At 40.3% G+C, this 19,862-nt stretch carries 12 protein-coding genes; 6 read left to right on the forward strand and 6 right to left on the reverse strand.

Features of this window, described 5'->3' with window-relative positions; genetic code table 11:
* Window positions 1-1,030 (forward strand): tetratricopeptide repeat protein (locus tag H5154_RS15125; protein ID WP_220493409.1); only part of this gene is annotated, 1,030 nt, incomplete at its 5' end.
* A 90-nt stretch (window positions 1,031-1,120) separates the two neighbouring features.
* Here the strand turns inward: H5154_RS15125 and H5154_RS15130 are convergent.
* Entirely contained in the window at window positions 1,121-2,437 is a 1,317-nt protein-coding gene (locus H5154_RS15130; RefSeq protein ID WP_182718802.1) for a PAS domain-containing sensor histidine kinase, read from the reverse strand.
* A 2-nt stretch (window positions 2,438-2,439) separates the two neighbouring features.
* Window positions 2,440-3,858: a sigma-54 dependent transcriptional regulator gene (locus tag H5154_RS15135; RefSeq protein ID WP_182718803.1), complete on the reverse strand. Its 1,419-nt coding sequence runs from the start codon at window positions 3,856-3,858 to the stop codon at window positions 2,440-2,442.
* Window positions 3,859-4,083: 225 nt separating this feature from the next.
* Between H5154_RS15135 and H5154_RS15140 the strand changes: the two genes are divergently transcribed.
* From H5154_RS15140 to H5154_RS15160, 5 genes are all read left to right on the forward strand, one after another.
* On the forward strand, window positions 4,084-5,337 hold the full coding sequence (locus H5154_RS15140) for an efflux RND transporter periplasmic adaptor subunit (protein WP_182718804.1): 1,254 nt from the start codon (window positions 4,084-4,086) through the stop codon (window positions 5,335-5,337).
* 11 nt (window positions 5,338-5,348) lie between these two features.
* Window positions 5,349-6,053, forward strand: coding sequence for an ABC transporter ATP-binding protein (locus H5154_RS15145; RefSeq protein WP_182718805.1), 705 nt, complete (start codon window positions 5,349-5,351; stop codon window positions 6,051-6,053).
* A gap of 1 nt (window position 6,054) precedes the next feature.
* Window positions 6,055-8,451 (forward strand): ABC transporter permease, encoded by a 2,397-nt coding sequence (locus tag H5154_RS15150; protein WP_182718806.1) that lies wholly within the window; start codon window positions 6,055-6,057, stop codon window positions 8,449-8,451.
* A gap of 85 nt (window positions 8,452-8,536) precedes the next feature.
* The gene (locus tag H5154_RS15155; RefSeq protein WP_182718807.1) at window positions 8,537-10,966 is read left to right on the forward strand and encodes an FtsX-like permease family protein; all 2,430 of its coding nucleotides are present in this window, start codon (window positions 8,537-8,539) and stop codon (window positions 10,964-10,966) included.
* A gap of 92 nt (window positions 10,967-11,058) precedes the next feature.
* Window positions 11,059-13,476 carry an ABC transporter permease gene (locus tag H5154_RS15160; protein WP_182718808.1) on the forward strand — a complete coding sequence of 806 codons (2,418 nt, stop codon included), beginning with the start codon at window positions 11,059-11,061 and terminating at the stop codon, window positions 13,474-13,476.
* Between the two features lie 365 nt (window positions 13,477-13,841).
* On the opposite strand, the gene H5154_RS15165 is transcribed toward H5154_RS15160, so the two are convergent.
* Genes H5154_RS15165 through H5154_RS15180 form a run of 4 tightly spaced genes read right to left on the reverse strand, consistent with a single transcriptional unit; the run spans window position 13,842 to window position 19,857 of the window.
* Entirely contained in the window at window positions 13,842-14,372 is a 531-nt protein-coding gene (locus H5154_RS15165) for a sugar O-acetyltransferase (protein ID WP_182718809.1), read from the reverse strand.
* A gap of 1 nt (window position 14,373) precedes the next feature.
* Window positions 14,374-16,743 carry a prolyl oligopeptidase family serine peptidase gene (locus H5154_RS15170; RefSeq protein ID WP_182718810.1) on the reverse strand — a complete coding sequence of 790 codons (2,370 nt, stop codon included), beginning with the start codon at window positions 16,741-16,743 and terminating at the stop codon, window positions 14,374-14,376.
* On the reverse strand, window positions 16,736-19,129 hold the full coding sequence (locus H5154_RS15175; RefSeq protein ID WP_149982303.1) for an ABC transporter permease: 2,394 nt from the start codon (window positions 19,127-19,129) through the stop codon (window positions 16,736-16,738). Before H5154_RS15175 ends, H5154_RS15170 begins: the two co-directional genes overlap by 8 nt.
* Window positions 19,123-19,857, reverse strand: a complete 735-nt coding sequence (locus H5154_RS15180; protein ID WP_149982302.1) for an ABC transporter ATP-binding protein — start codon at window positions 19,855-19,857, stop codon at window positions 19,123-19,125. Before H5154_RS15180 ends, H5154_RS15175 begins: the two co-directional genes overlap by 7 nt.
* Between the last annotated feature and the right edge of the window lie 5 nt (window positions 19,858-19,862).

Here is a 19,862-nt window from a genome sequence, read left to right on the forward strand (position 1 = left end):
CAAAGACTCTCCGAATGAAGCGATTCAAATTAAAGTGGCTAACGCAATGTTTAATCAAGGCATTACTTATGGTCAGCAAGGCAAACCTGATGACGAGCTCAACAGCTATGCGGCTTTGATTGAGCAGTTCAAAGACTCTCCGAATGAAGCGATTCAAATTAAAGTGGCTAACGCAATGTTTAATCAAGGCATTACTTATGGTCAGCAAGGCAAACCTGATGACGAGCTCAACAGCTATGCGGCTTTGATTGAGCTGTTCAAAGACTCATCGAATGAAGCGATTCAAATTAAAGTGGCTAACGCGATGTTTAATCAATGCATTACTTATGGTCAGCAAGGCAAACCTGATGACGAGCTCAACAGCTATGCGGCTTTGATTGAGCAGTTCAAAGACTCTCCGAATGAAGCGATTCAAATTAAAGTGGCTAACGCGATGTTTAATCAAGGCATTACTTATGGTCAGCAAGGCAAACCTGATGACGAGCTCAACAGCTATGCGGCTTTGATTGAGCAGTTCAAAAACTCTCCGAATGAAGCGATTCAAATTAAAGTGGCTAAAGCGATGTCTAACCAAGGCATTATTTATGGAAGACAAAAAGACTTTACCACAGCTCTGAATCTGCATTCGCAATTATTAGAGTTATTTAAGGATACCAATAATGCTGAAATTAAAGAACAAGTAAAAACAGCGCAAGCTAATATTGCAGAGCTGGCTTTATTTTTTGAAACACCGGAGCAAGTATGTATTCGTATCGCTGAAGTAGAAAATACTAATGAAAACACTCAGGTTTTATCTGTGATGACGTTTATTCGCTTTTTATTGAATGATAAAACCATTAATGATGTTTTAACGGCTATAGCTGTAATTCCAAAAGAAACGGAATTAACATGGCAGTTTGATGAAATAAAAGAGTATTTAGCAGCTAATTTCACGGGTGAAAAACAACAACAAACTCAAGCGGTAGTTGCCTTTTTTGAGCAGCATAAGAATATCGAAACACTGCGCAATGCGTTAGGGATTCAACGTTAGTTTTATTCATGATTAATTTCTTTATTTTGTCGGCATAAATGCCGACTTACGTTGAGCTAATCTTCTTATCTCTATGCCTCAATTAGCCCCTCAACCAAACACACATCTAAAACATGCACCTTGTGGTTTTGGTACATAAATTAAATCACCGCCGTGGTTGAGCATAATTTGCCTTGATAGGCTCAAGCCAATACCTGAACCTTGTTGCTTGGTGGTAAAAAATGGGACGAAGATCATATCTATCACATGTTCGCTGATGCCTGGGCCGTTGTCGCTGACTTCAACATAGAGTTGTTGGCTGGCGTTTTGTGCCAAGCTGAGTTTGATGTTTGGCTGAGCGGGGCTTTGCGCGTTATATTTTTTGTTGCTGCTTAACACTTCAAGTGCATTTTTTATCAGGTTTACTAATACTTGCTCTATTTGACTACTGTCTAGCATCACTAATTGCTGGCTTTGAATTGTAAGTTCTATATTGATTTGCAGCTCACGCGACTGTTGTTGATGCAAGGTGACAATACGCGCTAGCATATCGGCTAAATTTTCAGGCGCTAAATTGGGTTTAGGTAAGCTGCTAACTTGACGAAAACGAGCAATAAAGTCGCCTAAATGTGCCGTTCTTGATGCTAAGGTGCTTAGTGCAAGCTGTAAGTCTTGTTTATCTTCAATATTAATAAAACACAGTTCTTGTGGCAGTAAATAGCTGCACGTATCAGCTAACGATGAAAGCGGGGTAATAGAGTTGGCAATTTCGTGCGTAAGTACTTTAGTTAAGCGCTTATAAGCTTGTTGTTCTTTGAGTTGTAGTTGGTCATGAATTGATTGTAGGCTTACTACGCGACGCACTTTGCCTTGTATTTCGGCGATACTGAGTTGGATAGAAAGCGTGTCGTGCTGCTCGCCATTTTGCCAATAGGTGGTGCTGCGCATATTGTTCTTGGCGTTCAAAATTAGTTCACCAACAGCGCCTAATTCTCGTAGATGCTGGAAGCTTTTACCCAGTAGTTTGCTGACTGCTGGGTTTGATTCAATCACTTTGCCGTTGTCGTCACATACCATAACCGCTAAATCAACATGAATAAGCAATGCTTGCAAAAACTGCGCTTGTTGTTCGGCATTAAAGCGTGCTGTTTGCATTTGCGTTTTTACTTGCTCAAATTGCTTAAGCATTGGGTGTTGTTGGCCAAGACCTAAGGTGCTGTCGCCATTGGCTAAGGCGCGGATCACCATTTCTGCTTGTTTTTGCTGGCGCTTAAAGAGCGTAAAAATATGCGTTATCAAGGCCGCAGTGACTAATATAATTAACAGCGAAGTTGCTGAAAGCCCATTATTTTGTAATAGATAACTAACGAGTGCGCTGGCGCTAATAAGTGCCACAATATTAATAGTTAATAATAAATGAGGGCGCATTGTTATAGCCCATACTTTTCAAGACGGCGATACATAGCACCACGCGTTAACCCTAAGGCTTTGGCCGCATGGCTAACATTACCTTGGTAATGTGTTAGCGCTGCACGCACAGTGCGCTGCTCGAGTATCTCAAGATCAAAGGTGTCGTACTGCGCTACATTGTTTAAAAACCCTGTACTTTGTGTATTCTCGTCAGTACTAACTGATGCTGAATTACCAACCACTGAGCTTATATCGAGTTTATCCCCTTCAGTTAAAATAACCGCACGCTCTATAGCGTGAGCCAATTCACGGACATTGCCTGGCCATGCATATTGACAAAGTAAGCTTATATCGTGTGTTTTTATGGTTAAGTTGCGCTTGTACTTTTGTGCGAAATGATTGAGGTAATAATCTGCTAGCAGTGGGATGTCATCACTGCGTTCACGTAAAGCCGGTAAGCGAATTTCAACGGTGTTTATTCGGTATAACAAATCTTGGCGAAAACGCCCCTCGGCGACAGCTTGATCAAGATTGTCGTTAGTGGCACAAATTAGGCGGATATCAATATCAATCGCTTTGCTGCCGCCAACAGGTGTAATTTTGCGGTTTTGTAATGCGGCAAGCAGTTTAGCTTGATGCTCTAGGGGTAAATTACCCAGCTCATCTAAAAATAAACTACCGCCTTGGGCGAGCTCAAATTTACCAATTCGATCGCTTTTGGCATCGGTAAATGCGCCTTTTTTATGGCCGAATAGCTCACTTTCAAATAGGTTTTGTGCCACAGCACCCATGTCTAAACTCATAAAGGTTTGATTATGGCGCATACTTGCTTGATGAATGGCATGCGCGGTGAGTTCTTTACCTGTGCCGCTTTCGCCGGTGATCAGTATATTGGCATCAGTTTGTGCGGCTTTTTCAATGGTGGTGAATACCTGCTGCATAGCGGCGCTTTGACCTAAAAACTCAAATGGTTGATTATTGAGTACTTGATTAAGGCCGTCCTTTTGACGGGTAAGCTTACCCACTTGCTGTTTGTCTTTGGCATGTGAAAAAGCCGCCGCCACAGCCCCAAGTAGTTGCTCGTTTTGCCAAGGTTTAGCAATAAAATCAGATGCGCCTGCTTTAATAGCATCCACCGCGAGTTGAATGTCGCCGTAGGCGGTCATTAACAAAACAACGATATTAGCGTCTTGCTCGATGATTTTTTTTAACCAATAAAAACCTTCTTTGCCGCTGATGGAGTCTTGGGTAAAGTTCATGTCGAGTAAGATCACATCAATTGGCTGATCAGCTTTGCGTTGCTCGTTAATGATGCCTGCAATTTCAAATGGGTTGTCAGTGGTTTTAACGCTTTGATAATGCTGCTTTAGCAATAACCGTGCGGCGATTAGAATATCGGGGTTGTCATCAACGATTAAAAGCGAGCCTGTGTGTTTCATGATTTTTATTTTTATAGAGTTTTATTTAGCCTAAAACAAAAAAGGAACAGTGTCCATAAATGGACGTTTATAAAATAAAAAAGTGTTCTATTAACGGACACTACAAACATAATAATAATTTCATTTAATTATAAGGTATTGAATTTTAATATTAAATAAAGTTGGCACAGCGTTTGTAATAATTATCGGTAATTAGTTTATTAAACCTGTATCAAGGTGGCCAACATGGATAAGAAAATAGAACGCTCATTTACTCAAAAGTATTTAAAGAAATTCACCTTTGCAGCATTGGCATTGGGTGTTGCTGCCGCTGCGTATGGGTTTACACAAACAGGTAATACAGGTCGTAGCCAGAATATTGAACGCAGTAGCTTAACCGTTAGCACGGTGAAACAAGGTGCATTTAGAGATGCCTTAAGTTTACGCGGTCAAGTGGTACCAAAAACCAGTATTTACCTTGATACCATCGCCGGTGGGCAAGTTGAGGAGCGTTTAGTGGAGCAAGGCGAATATGTTGAGAAAGGCCAACCACTAGTGCGTTTGAGCAATACCAACTTACAACTAGATGTAATGAGTCGCGAAGCCCAAGTAACTGAGCAGCTAAATTTTTTACGCAATACGCAAATGACTATGGAAACCAGCCGGTTAAATTTACGCCGTGACTTATTAGAAATAGAGCTAAAAATTACGCACCTCACCCGTCGTTTACAGCAAACTAAACCTTTGGTTAAAAGTGGCGTATTAGCGCAGGAGCAACTTGCAGAGTTAGAAGAAGATTTAAATTATTACCACGCTCGTAAAGAGCTCACGCTTGAGCGTCAAAAGCAAGAAAACTCAATCCGTGAGGTGCAAGTCGCACAGTTATCAGACAGCGCTAAAATGCTTGAAAAAAACCTGCAGTTTGCGCGTCGAAATCTCGACAATTTATTAATCAAAGCGCCTGTTTCAGGCTACCTAAGCGAGCTTGATGTGGAAATTGGTGAATCTAAAAACAGTGGCGCGCGATTAGGCCAAATTGATATTCCAAATGAATATAAATTAGTGGTACGCCTTGATGAGTTTTATTTAAACCAAGTACAGCGTGACATGACCGTGATGATTGAACTTGAAAGCGGCACAGTGAACGCCAAGGTGAGCAAAATTGATAGCCGCGTACAGCAGTCGCAATTTCAAATTGAAGTGGATTTACCCAGTAACACCAAAAGCATTAAGCGCGGCCAAAGTATTGATATTGAGTTAATGCTGGGAGGCGATAAAAACAATGCCTTACTGCTTAAACGTGGCGCTTTCTTTACCAACTCGGGCGGTAACTGGGTTTATGTTATTGAGCAAGGTGGTGATAAAGCAGTGCGTCGTGATATTCGCTTAGGCAAAAAGAATCAAAACTATTTTGAAGTGCTTGAAGGGCTCAATGCTGGGGATCAAGTGATTACCTCAAGCTACAGCAACTTTGATAAAGCACAGCAATTACAATTTTAAGGAAAATAACAATGATCAAACTAACTAATTTAAGCCGTATGTTTCGTACTCAAGATGTTGAAACAACAGCGCTAAGCAATATTAACTTAACCGTAACCGAAGGCGATTTTTTAGCGATTATGGGGCCATCTGGCTGTGGTAAATCAACTTTGCTGTCTATTTTAGGTATGTTGGATTCACCAAGTGCAGGTAGCTTTGAATTTGCTGGAACAGACATCGCAGGCTATAGCGAAAAGCAGTTAGCAGAGCTGCGTAAAGCCTCAATAGGGTTTGTATTTCAAAGCTTTAACTTGATTGATGAGTTAACAGTATTTGAGAATGTAGAGCTGCCATTGCAGTATCAAAAAATAAGCAAAAGCGAGCGCAAAGATCGCGTTGAAGCCATTTTAAAACGCGTAGGTATTGATCACCGAGGCGAGCATTTACCCCAGCAGTTATCAGGTGGTCAGCAACAACGGGTTGCAGTAGCGCGTGCATTAGTGATTAATCCTAAACTAATTTTAGCCGATGAGCCAACCGGTAACCTCGACTCTAAAAATGGTGATGAAGTGATGGCGATGCTGCGCGAATTAAATAAAGAAGGCACCACGGTAATTATGGTGACTCACTCAGAAAAAGAGGGGACCTATGCTGATCGCTTAGTGCGCCTATTGGATGGCCAAGTGATGCTTGATAAAGCAAATGTTGCGCAGCAAGCCGTTGTTGAGGTTGCTTAATATGTTTATTAATTATTTAGTCACTGCTTTAAGATCATTCAAGCAACAAAAACAGCACTTTATCCTAAACCTTTTAGGATTAAGTATTGGCTTAGCTGCGGCTATTTTAGTGGCACTATTTGCACAAAACGAGCTATCGTACGATAGTCAGCAGCCTCACGCTGAACGTGTTTACCGTGTAGGCCAAGATTTCTCAAAGTTGGGCTTATCAGTCATTCCTATTTTTAATTATTCTCAAGCGGCAAAAGCCACTGAATATAGTCAAGTTGAAGAAGTGTTTGGTTTGACGATGGTATCGCTGACTCGAGAAGCTATGGTTGACGTGCAGTATCGGGATCAGGGTTTTAAACTTAATGACTTGTATGGGGCAACGCCAAATATTGAGAACTTTATCAATATAAACACATTGGCTGGTGATTTAAAAAATGCAATGAGTACACCTGAGAGCTTGGCTCTTAGTGAATCTGAAGCACTGCGTATTTTCGGTACAATAAATGTTATTGGTAACACGCTACAGCACGAACAAGGGCAATATACTGTACGGGCGGTGTTTGCAGATTTACCAAGCAATACTCACTTTGCATTTAAAAACCTCGTTTATGTAAAACATGATCCAAATAACCTGATGATTAATAGTAGCTATGTTTATATGCGCTTAGCGCCACAGGCCGATCCAATCGCTCTGGCTGATGCACTTTCTAAGCAGTATTTTTATGAAGAAATGTCAGGAAAAATCTCCATAGAACTTCATCCATTATTAGACTTACATTTTACCGCGAAGTCGCCATTTGAAATGAAAGCAGGCGGAGCCAAACAAGTTGTGATGATTTGTGCTGGTTTGAGTGTGCTGCTTATTTTGATTGCTGGATTTAACTTTATCAATATGACTGTGGCGCAATCGGCAAAACGTGCCAAAGAAGTGGGTGTACGCAAAGCCCTTGGCGCAAGTAAAGCCCAGTTGGTCACTCAGTTTTTAGCCGAGTCAGTGTTGGTTGCATTGTTGGCGATGACTATTGCATGTGTTTTGGTCGAGTTTTTATTACCACAGTTTAACCTGTTGGTGGGTCGTGATTTAGTTGTCAATTATGCCTCTGAATTTGGTTTGGCTATTGTGGTTGTTGCGTTGACGGTTGGTGTTTTGGCAGGCTTGTATCCTGCGTTATTTATTTCATCATTTAGCGCAAAGCGTGTTTTAAGTGGCGATTTACAGCGTGGAAATACCGCTATTTGGGTGCGTAAAAGTTTGTTGACTCTACAGGCTTCGCTTGCAATCGGTTTGATCATTGCGTCAGTGACATTATTTAATCAATTAGCGTACTTACAAAGCTTGCCCTTAGGGTATCAAACGCAGCAGCGTTTAGTTATTTCTGAACTCCCAGTTCAAGAAGTCTTTACCAAACAGCCCAGCGCACTGATTAATCGTCTGACTGCAATCGATGGCGTTGAGCAAGCAACCATTATTGACACCCGTTTAACGGTTTCAATTAACAACACCCTACAACCGACTTGGCCTAATGGAGAATCATCAGGAGGGATTACGCCTGTGATTGGGTCTGGCTTTGATGTCGTCAAAGGGTTAGGACTAAAACTGTTAGCGGGTCGAGATTTTAGCCAAGAATTTGCGGGTGATTGGGCGGCACGTATTGATGGGGTTACCACTGTTGGCACGATTATAACCGAAACAGTCGCTAAGCAGGCTGGCTACAGCAATGTCGCTGATATTGTAGGGAAAACAATTAAAGACACAGGGCGCAATGTCGACATGCGAGTAGTAGGTGTTGTGGAAGATGTGAAAGTCGGCAATGTGCAAGATGCAAACTCTAACATTATGTTTTTATGTGGCTTTAACTATTTGGCACCTGTCTCAGAAGTCATCTTAACGGTTAATCAGCAACAATTACCTTATATCAAGCAACAAGTGATTACTGCATTGGCAGAGGTATCGAATATTTATCAACCTAAAATCAACTTGTTAGCTGATAACTATAAAGCGCTATTAAAAGGCGATGAGCGTATCTCACAAGTGGTGCTTATTTTTACTGGCCTTGCGGTGTTCTTAACCTGTTTAGGGACGTTTGGTTTAGCCTCTTTTGCGACAGTTCGTCGTCAAAAAGAAGTGGGGATCCGTAAAGTGCTTGGTGCATCGCGTCTCAGTATTGTGAATATTTTAGCCAAAGAGTTCTTAGTGTTAGTTGGGCTAAGTGTCGCGATTGCTTTTCCACTCACTTATCTCCTAGTGGGTGATTGGCTGGCTAACTTTAACGACCGCATTGAGCAAGTGTTTTGGGTATATGGCGCAGCAGCAATAGTTGTTGCTGGAATTACCTGGTTAACCGTGGCAAGCCTTGCTTTTAAAGCCGCCAGTACTCGCCCGTCTTTAATTTTGCGATATGAGTAATAACATTGTGATACTCAAAGTCACCTTATAAAGCGACTCAATATCGCTTGTAAGGTGGTTACTCACTTAATATTAGGGTTATGTGATGTTTAGTCTTAGTTTTATTACAACTATTCGCTCATTTGCTCAGCACAAATTGCATTTTTCTTTAAGCGTTATGGGTTTGAGCTTAGGAATGGCGATTGTCATTCTGATGGGGTTGTTTATTCGCAATGAGCTTTCGTTTGAGCGCAATCAGCCCAATGTAAATAACCATTATCGGTTAGTGATGCATGCTCAAGAAAATAACAATGAATACATTTTAACAACGCCGAGAGCGTATCAACAGCTAGCTAATATTGCAGGTGTTGACGATGTGTTTTATGTGTTTAAAACGCAAATGGCTAGCGACGATAAAGTATTAGTTGGGCAAAATGCGTTTCAGCTGCTCGCAAATGTCGCGGTCACCCCTAATATTACGCAGTTGGTCAATATCAATGTTCTGGCGGGTAATTTACAGGATGCGTTAAACGCTCCTGAAAAAATTGCGCTATCTCGCAGCGAGGTACTGCGCTTATTTGGTTCAGATATTGATTCGAAAAAGAGAGTTAATACTACAGATTTTAAAAATATTATAGGTAAAACCATTCGATTACAGCATAACAATCGATTGATTACCGTGGCTGCCGTATTTGAAGATTTACCCATCAATAGTCATTTTTATTTTGAATCTTTAATGAGTTTTGCGCCCTATCAACATATTGGTGGCAATGTTGCACACACCTATGTTGCTTTGTCTGCAGGGGCTGACAAGGGCAAAATCGCGGCGCAGGTTACTGAAGTATTTAACCAAATTTGGCAATGGAAAAACATTTACTACCGTTTGCAAGCTATTGAGGATATTCATTTAGGGCCAAATTTTGCGCAAGACATGAAAGTAGGTGGCGCAATGAGTTCGGTGATGATTTGTGCGCTGATGAGTGGGTTACTGCTGCTTATTTCATGTGTGAACTATGTGAATTTTACCGTTGCGCAAGCTGCTAATAGAGCCAAAGAAGTCGGGGTGAAAAAAGCGTTAGGTGCAAGTAAAAGGCAGCTAATCACTCAATTTATGGGTGAGTCGGTTTTGTTAGCTTGGCTTGCACTTGTTGTTGCTTGTGTTTTTGTTGAGCTGGCGTTTCCTTTTTTTAATCAACTAATAGGCCGGCCCATTGCCTTTAACGGTTGGCATGATGTGATTTGGCCTGTCATGGGGTTGGCCACTGTGGTTGGCGTATTGTCGGGTATTTATCCGAGTTTTTACATGGCAAATTTTAATGCCAAAGCCATTTTAAGTGGTGCATTTAAACAAGGTCGGCAAGGTGTATGGATTAGAAAATCATTGTTGTTGGTACAAATTACCTTATCAATCAGCCTGTTGATTGGCGCGATAACCTTGGCGAAGCAGTTAGCATTTTTGCAGTCGTTGCCGGTTAATTATGGCAAATCGCAGCAACTAGTGATTGATGATATGCCCGCAAGTACCTTATACGGTGAGCAGCAATTTGCCTTTTTTGACGCATTGCAACAGATACCAGAGGTGATAGCCAGTACCGCAATGGACTTTGATATTACTCAATCAACCAATGCCGGCATTTTTATTGAAGACAAACTAGACCCGAGTAATCCGTTATCTATGTCTTTGGCGGGTGTGAGCGGTAATGTGGTTGCGGCACTGGATTTACAACTTGTTGCAGGTCGAGATTTTTCGATTGAGCATGCATCAGATTGGTACAGTAAAGAAACCAATCAGGCCAGTATTATTTTGCCTGAATCTGCATTGTCTGTGCTTGGTTTTAAGGATGCACAAAGCGCTGTTTCACAACAGGTTACGTTTGCAGCAGGCCCCGTTTCTCGTGCTACAGGCGTTATTGTTGGTGTGGTTAAAGACATAAAAGTTGGCCCAGTTAATTATCAAGGCGCACCTGTGGTATTTGTTTGTGGTTTAGGTATTGGCGGCAGGTATTCACTGGTTGTGAAAGTTGCAGAACCAAGTGCGCACTCAACCCAAAAAGCGTTGGCCGAATTTATTCGTGCGCGTTTAAATATAGCGCCGGTGGCGATTTCCTATTTAGAAGATAACTATCAAGCGCTATATCAAGAGCAGCAGCGTTTGGCAGAAGTAGTGCAGATTGGTAGCCTGATATCGATGGCTCTAATTTTAATAGGTGTGTTTGGTTTAACGGGTTTTATTGTAAAACAAAGGCAAAAAGAAGTAGCTGTTCGAAAAGTGCTCGGTGCAAGCCGCATCAGTATTGTTAATGCTTTAGCAAAAGAATTTTTAGTGCTGACGTTTTTTGGCTGTTTGATTGCGTGGCCTGTGTCTTATTTCACTCTGGCAGATTGGTTATCAGGTTTTCATGAACACATAATACAAAGTATTTGGGTGTATTCCTTAGCCGCCGTTGCCGTTGCCGCCATCACATGGCTGACCGTCGCAAGCCTTGCTTTCAAAGTCGCAAGTACACGACCATCACTTACTTTACGTTATGAATAATAAAAAGTGATGCTTTAGATGAAAATGTTAACGCTGCCAAAGTACGTAGTTAAATTTTAGCAGCAATTAGCAAACTGAAAAGGATGATCATTTTGGAACAATTAATTATCTCAATAAGAACAAAAGCGACTCGATTATTTTGGCTCCACTTTGTTAGTTATAGTGCTGGGTTAGCAGCAGTAATATTGCTGGCTTTATTTGTGCAGTATGAACTTTCTTATGATAGTAAGCAGCCGGATAAACAGCAGGTTTATAGGGCACACGTAGACTTTACAAGTTTTGGTTTCGATACATTAATGCCGATGCGGGATTTAGCGGTGGCGCAAGCATTGCTAAACGATACTGATGTTGAAGATGTGTTTGGTTTAATACCTGCTGAATTTATGGGGTATGTAGGTCACCACTTTAATACAGAAGTAAGCCATGTAGGCACAAGCAATGGCGACACTAAAGTGAAGCTAAAAAACGTATATTTTGCATCAAATAACTTATCTCACTTTATTAGCTTAGATGTTCTGCGTGGTGATATAGATGTGGTGTTGAATACGCCTAATCAACTCGCGATCAGTGAATCTGAAGCTATCAGGCTGTTTGCTGGTACTAATGTGATAGGTAAGCGGCTAAGTGCAAATGAACAAAACTACACAATAGGCGCTGTATTTAAAGACTTACCTGCGCAAACTCACTTTGCGTTTGACGTATTGACCGCTTTTCCAACCATACTTGAGAAACAACCCCATGGTTACGTTTATATAAAAACAGCAGTCGACACAGATATTGCTGCGCTTGAAAACAAGTTGTTTGAGCAATATTTAACAACAAAGTCAGCAGAGCATAAAACAGTGCAATATAAATTAATAAATATCACTGATATTTATTTAAAAGGTCGCTCCACTTATGAAATGAAAGCGCCTGGGTCAATCACTGCGGTTGCCATTGCTTGCGGACTTATTTTTATTATCTTTTTGCAAATAACCTGTAATTTTATCAACTTTAATTTAGTCAGTGTTGGCAAGGCTGCCAAGCAAATAGCGATTAAGAAGGCGATAGGTGCCAGTCGAGGTCAATTGTTTCTCCTATTTATAGTTGAGTCAATTGTGCTTACTGGCTTTGCTGTAGTGTTATCTTTGGCATTTGTGGAGTTGAGTCATGATTATTTTAATCAGCTCGTTGAGTCGCATATCTCGTTTGTGCTTAACAAATCAATGGTGTTGATGGCCATTTTGATAACCCTTGTGATAGGTTTATTTAATGGCGTATATGCAGGCTTAGTGGTTGCAAATGTTGATGTAAAACTATTGGTAAGAACACATTATCAGTATCATTTGGGGTTACTTGTCAAAGGTATACTGAGCTTTCAAGCAGGTTTAGCCACTTTCATATTTATTGTATTTGTTATTGCTCAGTTGCAGCTTGAGTTTGTTGCTAACATGGATGTGGGCTATCAAACCAAAAATAGACTCATAGTTAAAAACATTCCAACTACACAACTTTTTGATAAAGATAACACTAGTGTTATATCAGCAATTGCCGATTTACCTGGCGTTGCTTCGCTCAGTGCAACTGACATAAACCTTACAGAACAAGTGCGAGGCGGTGTGCAATTAACTTGGCCAAATGGCCAGGTAGTTGATGGTGTTGCACCCTCAGTTGTAACGAGCTTTGATGTGGTAGATGCATTGGGACTTAAATTGTTAGCCGGTAGAGACTTTAGTCGCGATCATCAAAGTGATAGGTTTGAAAAGCATGCGGATGGTTCTGAGCATATTGCGCTAATAGTGACGGAATCTATGGTGAGATTAGCTGGGTATGAGTCCGTGCAGGATGTGATCGGTATGACGCTTAGCAATGGTGATGCTAACTTAAATGCCACGGTTGTTGGTGTTGTCGCTGACGTAAAAGTTGGCTCGGCTAAACATAAAATGACACCGCTATCGTTCAATCTTGGCCGAAATTACTTGCCTAATAGTAATAGCAATATAGTTATAAAGCTAAGTGATAACGCTTCTTTTACGGATTTAAAAACACAGATCCCCAGTTTATTAAAATCGCGCTTTGCAATTCTTGATGTCGAAGTAAATAGGCTTAGCGATGATTATGCAAAAAATTATAAAAATGAGCAGAGGATAACAACGTTATCACAATGGTTATTAATTTTGAGCACTTCGCTAACTGTTATTAGCCTTGCCGTCTTAGTATCTCAAACTGTGCTTTCACAGCAAAAAGAGTTGGCGATTAAAAAAGTTTTGGGGGCAACAGTCACTCAGTTAGTAACAGCCGTGAGCGTGTCTTATTTAAAGCTCGTGTTATTGAGTTTGCTCGTAAGTATACCCCTAGCTTACTGGTTAACGAATAACTGGTTAAGCAGTTTTAACGACCGTATAGGACAGCCTATCTGGGTTTATGTTTTGGCTGCATTGGTTATAGCAGCTATTACTTGGCTCACAGTAGCAAGCCTTGCTTATAAAGCTGCAAGTACACGACCGTCACTTGTTTTACGCGATGAGTAGTTAACCTCAACTCTGGATAATAAATCTATCTCCAGCGGCTACTTTTAACGCTAACTGCGTTGAATTTACTTGCAATAGGCCCGCTATTGACGCGTAAATTCGCCTTGTTATCACTAAAAGTCTCCGGCTGGAGACAGAGAAATACATTTGTTTTTTAATATCAATACAGTAAGTACATCTCTTAACCAGGGTTCAGGTTAGTTAAGAAATTAGTTACAACCACCCACCAAGGCCTTTTGTTTATCTTGAGGCCTCTTGTCGCCATAAATGACGACCTACAATTTGAGGGGGATAGGTAGCAGCGGGTTTATCCCGCGACAGGAATTTAAACCGAGCTTTTTGCTCGCAAACTTGAGCTGTAAAGTTTAAATATCTTTAATTCTTACAGCAGGGTTACCGGCAACAACAGTGTTCGCAGCCACATCTTTGGTCACTATCGACCCTGCGCCCACAACAGCGTTTTCGCCAATGGTAACGCCAGCTAATATAATAACTCCCGCGCCAATCCACACGTTATTACCGATAGTAATCGGTGCTGCAAAGTTCTCTTTATTGAGTCGCTCGGCTGGATTGACTGCATGAGATACGGCCAATAGTTGAACGTTCGGGCCAATTAAACAATCACTGCCAATCGTAATTGCCCCCTCACTAATGGGGGCATCTAACACCGTACAATTAATGTTTATAAAAGTACGATCACCAATTTCAAATTGCGAGCCATAGTCACAGTGGAAGCCTGCCTCAATAATCACGCCTTCACCACATTGAGTAAATAAACTCTTAATGCGTTTTAAATTACCTTTGCTGGGGCTTTTGTTAAACAAGCGGCAAGTCTCATGGGCGGTTTTGCGTTGCTCAAGCAGCTCTTTTTGGCGTGGATTAAATAGTTTTAGCATATTATTCAGAAGTGTTTAGCCATTTCTTTACCCATTCAGACTGGTGAACGAGCAAGTAAGATAGGTTTTCTTTAGCTTGATATGTATGTCCTTCATACGGAAGCATAATTAGCTGAGTCGTCTTTTTATTAGCAATTAGTGCCTGATACATTCTCATTGATTGCATTGGGTAAGTGCCCGAGTTTTGATCGCTTTCACCATGAACTAACAATAAAGGCTCATTTATTTTGTCCGCATAAATTAGAGGGGATATATTAATATATGTTTCCTTTGCTTGCCATAGATTACGTTTTTCACCCTGAAATCCAAAAGGGGTAAGAGTCCTGTTGTAAGCACCACTTCGAGCAATACCAGCTTTGAATAGATCTGTATGCGCGAGTAAGTTAGCCACAGTAAAGGCTCCATAAGAATGCCCCATAACAACTAATCTTTGAATATCAATAGAGCCAGTATCTTCTAAAGCATTGACTGCAGCTTCGGCATTTAAACGAATCTGATTAATGAAGTCATCGTTAGGCTCTCCCCCATTAAATGAAGTGATTGGCATTGAGGGAGATTCGAAAACGGCAAAACCGTCATGAAGAAATACCAAGGGACTTAGCGGATCAAACTCTCTAAATAAATTCGTGCGTACTGTATTTTGCTGGCTCAGTTTTTTGTTTTTAAATTCATCGGGGTAAATCCATAAAATAGCAGGGATTTTATCTGATTTATTCCTTTTATAATTGTTAGGTAAATGCAGCGTTCCAACCAGATTTAATCCATCGCTTCTGTTGTAATTGATAGTAAGTGGCTGGTTAACAAAACTATTTTTATTTTCGCTTGATAAAAGTGAAATCTGTTTTTTGAAACCTTTACTCGTTAATGCGTAGTATTGAGGTGCGCTTGTATTATTTTGCTTTTCTATTATTAAGGTGTCATTAGCGATTCTTAGGGGCATTTCTATATTGTCAGCATTGCTTAAAAATATAGTTTCAACAACGTGATTCGATGTATTAAAGGATTGAGCTATTGGCTTTATACCTTCTTTACTTTGTCCTGAGGAAAAGAAAAATAAATAATTATCTTGTTCAACTAAAACTTCATATCCTTCAGGCGTACGGAGAGTCTGTGGATCACCAAAGTCGTTGAACTTATCACGATAATCTCTTTCATGGATTAAATAATTCACAGAAGTTTCGGCGTTGATTAAGGTAGTTCTTGCCTGTTTGCTATCATAGCGCCATTCTTGAAGTACACCTATTCCTGAAACGCCCCATAATACATCGTGAATTCTCCATTTTACTTGATGCACCAGTTTTTTATTCTCGTCAAATGGACTTACCAGTTTGTAGATGTGATCATGGTAAGTTTGAGCTAAAGACATGTCACCTCTATCACTCGCTTCGACCCAAGTCACAGTTGAGTCTTCTGATGGTAGCCATTTAACTAACCTAGCGCCAATAGGTACGCTATCTTTAGATTTAGGTAGATTAATTTTATCGTTTAAATTGGGTAAGCTGTATGTGGTAGTTGGCTCTTCTATATTAACGATATTATAAGCGCTCCCCCATTTTTTATAAGGTAAATAAGATGACAGCTCACTCGGTGGCATCGAATACAGTAAATACTTACCATCAGGAGAGACGGAAAAATCATTAAATAAGCCACTTTTAGTTAATGTAGAAACTTTACCATTGAGGTCTATCTTCACTAATTTGGTTTGATTGATAGATGTAAACTGATTCTTCATCTCGTCATTTATTAATAAGCTTTGATGGGTCCGCCCTTGATCTTTTTGCAGCTCAGATGACAACAAATTGGGTTTTTTACGTATATATTCAGATGTCTTTATTGGCAAATTTCGCTGCTTGACGACAATACTTTGGCCATCAGGTAGCCATCGCAGATGTCTTCCGCCAAGACTTGTGGATAAATTGAGATCTGTTAGTTTGTTAGATACATTGTTATTTATATCGTACAACCATAGGTTTGTATTGGCACCCTGCTGAATTAAAAATGCGACTTTTTTAGCATCAGGAGACCAATTAAAATCGACAATCACTCCTTCTAGAATCTTAATTTCTTCTCTAGCGTTTGTTGCAAGATTAAATAAAGTTGCGCGGCTATATTGTTCAGTATCAACTCTGCTCGATAAATCAGTATAAAAATCCAGACCAGCTAATGCGACGCGCTGTTGAGATAAATATTCAATAGATGGGTATTCAATTTGGTGTAAAAATAAAACCAGCTCCCCATTTGGTGATAATGAAATAGTTTCTTGCCCTGTAGACTCTATGAGATTAGCCCACTTACTATTATCTATTTCAATAGCTTCAACGGATGATGAGGCAATGAAGCATAACGCTATAATAAGATAAAGTTTACTCATTTCGTAATGCCTTTATTGGATCTTGTCGTAACGTTTGGTTGATCGGAAAAAAGCTGGCAAGTACTGATATCGCTAATAAACCCAGCCAAATGACCGTTGTTAACCACCAGTCTATAGGCAGGTCAACCCCAGGTAATGACATACAATAGCCTATAATTAAAAATGCCAACGAAAAGGCTAACACTAAGCTCATTATTATGGGTTGCATGAGTTCTAATAAGCTTTCTTTTAGTAACCTATAATTGTCAGCCCCCATAGAAAGTTTTACGCCTAAGCTATATCTGCGCACTTTAACTAAATAGCTAACAATACCGTTTATGCCAATACACACCATCAGCAGCGATGTTGATGCCAACACAATAGCCAGCCATGCTGCATTTAAGTGACGTTGCCTTTTTTCATCAAACATACTTGTTAAAGAGGCTATGTTATTAATGTCTAATCGTTGATCTACTTCTAATACTGCTTGTTGAATATGGGCAATTGCATTATTTTCATCTGCAACAGTAATCAAATATGTAAATTGTTGCCAACCAGGGTAATCTTTAGGTGTAAAAACTTCAAAGTCTTCACTTTCAGGGCTGCCCGGTACATAGGTGTTGCTGACAATACCTATGATTGAGTAATATCTTTTATTATCAAAACTCACTTTACTGTTTAGTACTTCATTACTGTTTTTATTAAGTAAATCTGCAAGGCGTTGATTGATAATGATCGGTGGGTTTTCTAATTGTTCATCCCCTTTGGCAAAGCCATTACCCGTTATCGTTAAGTTAAGTTCAGTAAAGTAATTGGCAGTTACTAAGCTATTACGTGCTTGGGCAATATACTGTCCAGCTTCGTTATATATTTGATTGACATTAACCGTTTTTGGCAGCCTCATTTCGGATGACACAGCTAAGCTGCTCACATTATTAAGCGCCAGCAACCTATGGTTAATTGCTTTGTGTAAATTAATACGTTCGCCGGATTTATCGACATTACTATAGTTTATTGTTAATGAATATTTACCTTCTGTATCCAGTCCGTTATCTCTGAGTGCTTCCGAAAGTGTTACTAAAACTACGTGGCTAGCAGTGGTTAATACTAAAAACGAAAACAAAATTTGCAGACCAACAAGTAAATGGCTGGTGGCTGAACTCATTTGCTTGCCCGTGCCTTTACCGCTGCTTTGTAGGCTGCTCATTAAGTTTTGCTCTTTCACTACACTAAGTTCTATAAATGAATAGAGTGAGGCAATACTAATAATTAGAAAAGCTGAAAATAACAAAGTATTAAAGCTAAGAGAAAGCGTGTCTAAACGTTGAATGGCGTCAGCTGCTAGGTTTTGAATAACGATAAAGCCGATTTGAGTAAGTGTTAAAGCAAGTAACACTGCAATACTAATAAGTAAAATATTGTGTTTTAACGTTTCAATAATTAGTTGTTTTTTGCTTGCCCCAAATGCAAAGCTGATTGCAAGGGGTTTGATGCGCGTAATGGCTTTAGCGAGCTGCATACTAGAAAGGTTGATAAGTGCAATGAGCATTAATAAGCACACACCCAATAATAGCATTAATACAATTTTACCGCTGTCCCCCCTAAGTGCATCATTAAATGCAATAACACGCGCATTGACAGTAAAATCTTTTAAAATATCAGCGGCATGTAACTGTGCACCTTTAAGTGATAAGTCAGCTAATTGTTCCGTGATCTCTTGCTCTGAGGCTGTGGGCTTAAATCTAACAACACTCTTATACGCGCCCATGAAACCGTTAGATGTTTTAGGGTTAAAAGCTTCGTCTGCATCAATAGGAAGCCATATTGCATCATTTATATTGCTATAAGTGGGTAATATAAGATCATCGGGGGCGACACCAACAACGGTAAAGCGACGTTGATTGAGCTGTATTTTTTTACCAACAATATTCGGGTCACCACTATAGTGGGTTTGCCAAGCGCGGTAGCCTAATACGACCGACATTTGCTGAGTACCGAGTGCTTCTGTTTTGTTAAATAACCGACCAAGTTTGGGTTGTACGCCGAGTAGATCAAATAAATTATGTGTGGCAAGTATTACGTCCACAGCAGGTCTTGTTGGTTTATCTAGTAGCTTGTAGTCAGTCCATCGATGGTAAGCAGCAACATCAGTAAAAACGGTATTTTCACTCTGTATGTAGCTCATTATTTTTGAGTTACTAGCGGGCCCTGAATAACCTTTAGAATTAATTGTGCCTTCAAGCAAATATAAGTTATCGCTCTGCTGATAAGGTAGTGGGGCGAAAAACACTAGATCAACCAAGCTAAATGAACTAAGCACCATGGACAGTGTAAGTGCCAGTGTAAAAACGGTGGTGAAATAGTATTGTTTGGCACGTTTAAAAGTATTGTAGGCAGTTTTTAACATGACTGAGCAACCTGTTCTACATTTGCAGGTGTGCTTGGCACGAGTTCATCGTTTTGGGCAACTACAGTACCGTCTCTTAACTGGATATTGCGCGTAGCCATATCGGCATAACGGGGATCATGGGTAACCAATACAATGGTGGTGCCTTGCTGATTAAGATCTTTTATTAACGCCATGATTGCATCGCCGTTTTTTGAGTCTAAGTTACCTGTGGGCTCATCGACCAGCATGATGCCAGAATCGCCAGCTAGTGCGCGTGCAATCGATACGCGTTGTTGTTGACCACCAGAAATTTGATTCGGATGTAAATCAGCTTTATCAGCCAAACCTACTTTTTCTAGGCAATCTAACGCTCTTGCGTGACGTGAAGATAGCGAGTCTCCCCGATATTTTAATGGTAAAGCGACATTTTCAAGTACGGTCATTTCATCAATTAAGTTAAACGATTGAAACACAAAGCCAATGCGATTACCGCGTACTTTCGCACGTTGGTTTGAGTCCATATCAGAGACGAGTAAACCGTCAATGTAATATTCACCACTTTGAGGGGTGTCGAGCAGCCCCATAATGTTAAGGAGTGTTGACTTGCCGCAACCAGAAGGCCCAGAAATAGAAATAAACTCGCCGTCGTACACGGTAAAGCTAATCCCTTTTAAAATTTGACTGACTTGTTCGCCATTAGAAAAAGACTTGCTTAGGTTATTAACTCTTAAAATTTCAGTGTTCATATTAT

The organism is Pseudoalteromonas sp. SR44-5, assembly GCF_014163675.1.
Classification (GTDB): Bacteria; Pseudomonadota; Gammaproteobacteria; order Enterobacterales; family Alteromonadaceae; genus Pseudoalteromonas; species Pseudoalteromonas rhizosphaerae.

Coding starts and splice junctions, on each gene's coding strand:
- H5154_RS15130 (WP_182718802.1), bottom strand. CDS start 2,437: ATGCGCCCTCATTTATTATTAACTATTAATATTGTGGCACTTATTAGC.
- H5154_RS15135 (WP_182718803.1), bottom strand. CDS start 3,858: ATGAAACACACAGGCTCGCTTTTAATCGTTGATGACAACCCCGATATT.
- H5154_RS15140 (WP_182718804.1), top strand. CDS start 4,084: ATGGATAAGAAAATAGAACGCTCATTTACTCAAAAGTATTTAAAGAAA.
- H5154_RS15145 (WP_182718805.1), top strand. CDS start 5,349: ATGATCAAACTAACTAATTTAAGCCGTATGTTTCGTACTCAAGATGTT.
- H5154_RS15150 (WP_182718806.1), top strand. CDS start 6,055: ATGTTTATTAATTATTTAGTCACTGCTTTAAGATCATTCAAGCAACAA.
- H5154_RS15155 (WP_182718807.1), top strand. CDS start 8,537: ATGTTTAGTCTTAGTTTTATTACAACTATTCGCTCATTTGCTCAGCAC.
- H5154_RS15165 (WP_182718809.1), bottom strand. CDS start 14,372: ATGCTAAAACTATTTAATCCACGCCAAAAAGAGCTGCTTGAGCAACGC.
- H5154_RS15170 (WP_182718810.1), bottom strand. CDS start 16,743: ATGAGTAAACTTTATCTTATTATAGCGTTATGCTTCATTGCCTCATCA.
- H5154_RS15175 (WP_149982303.1), bottom strand. CDS start 19,129: ATGTTAAAAACTGCCTACAATACTTTTAAACGTGCCAAACAATACTAT.
- H5154_RS15180 (WP_149982302.1), bottom strand. CDS start 19,857: ATGAACACTGAAATTTTAAGAGTTAATAACCTAAGCAAGTCTTTTTCT.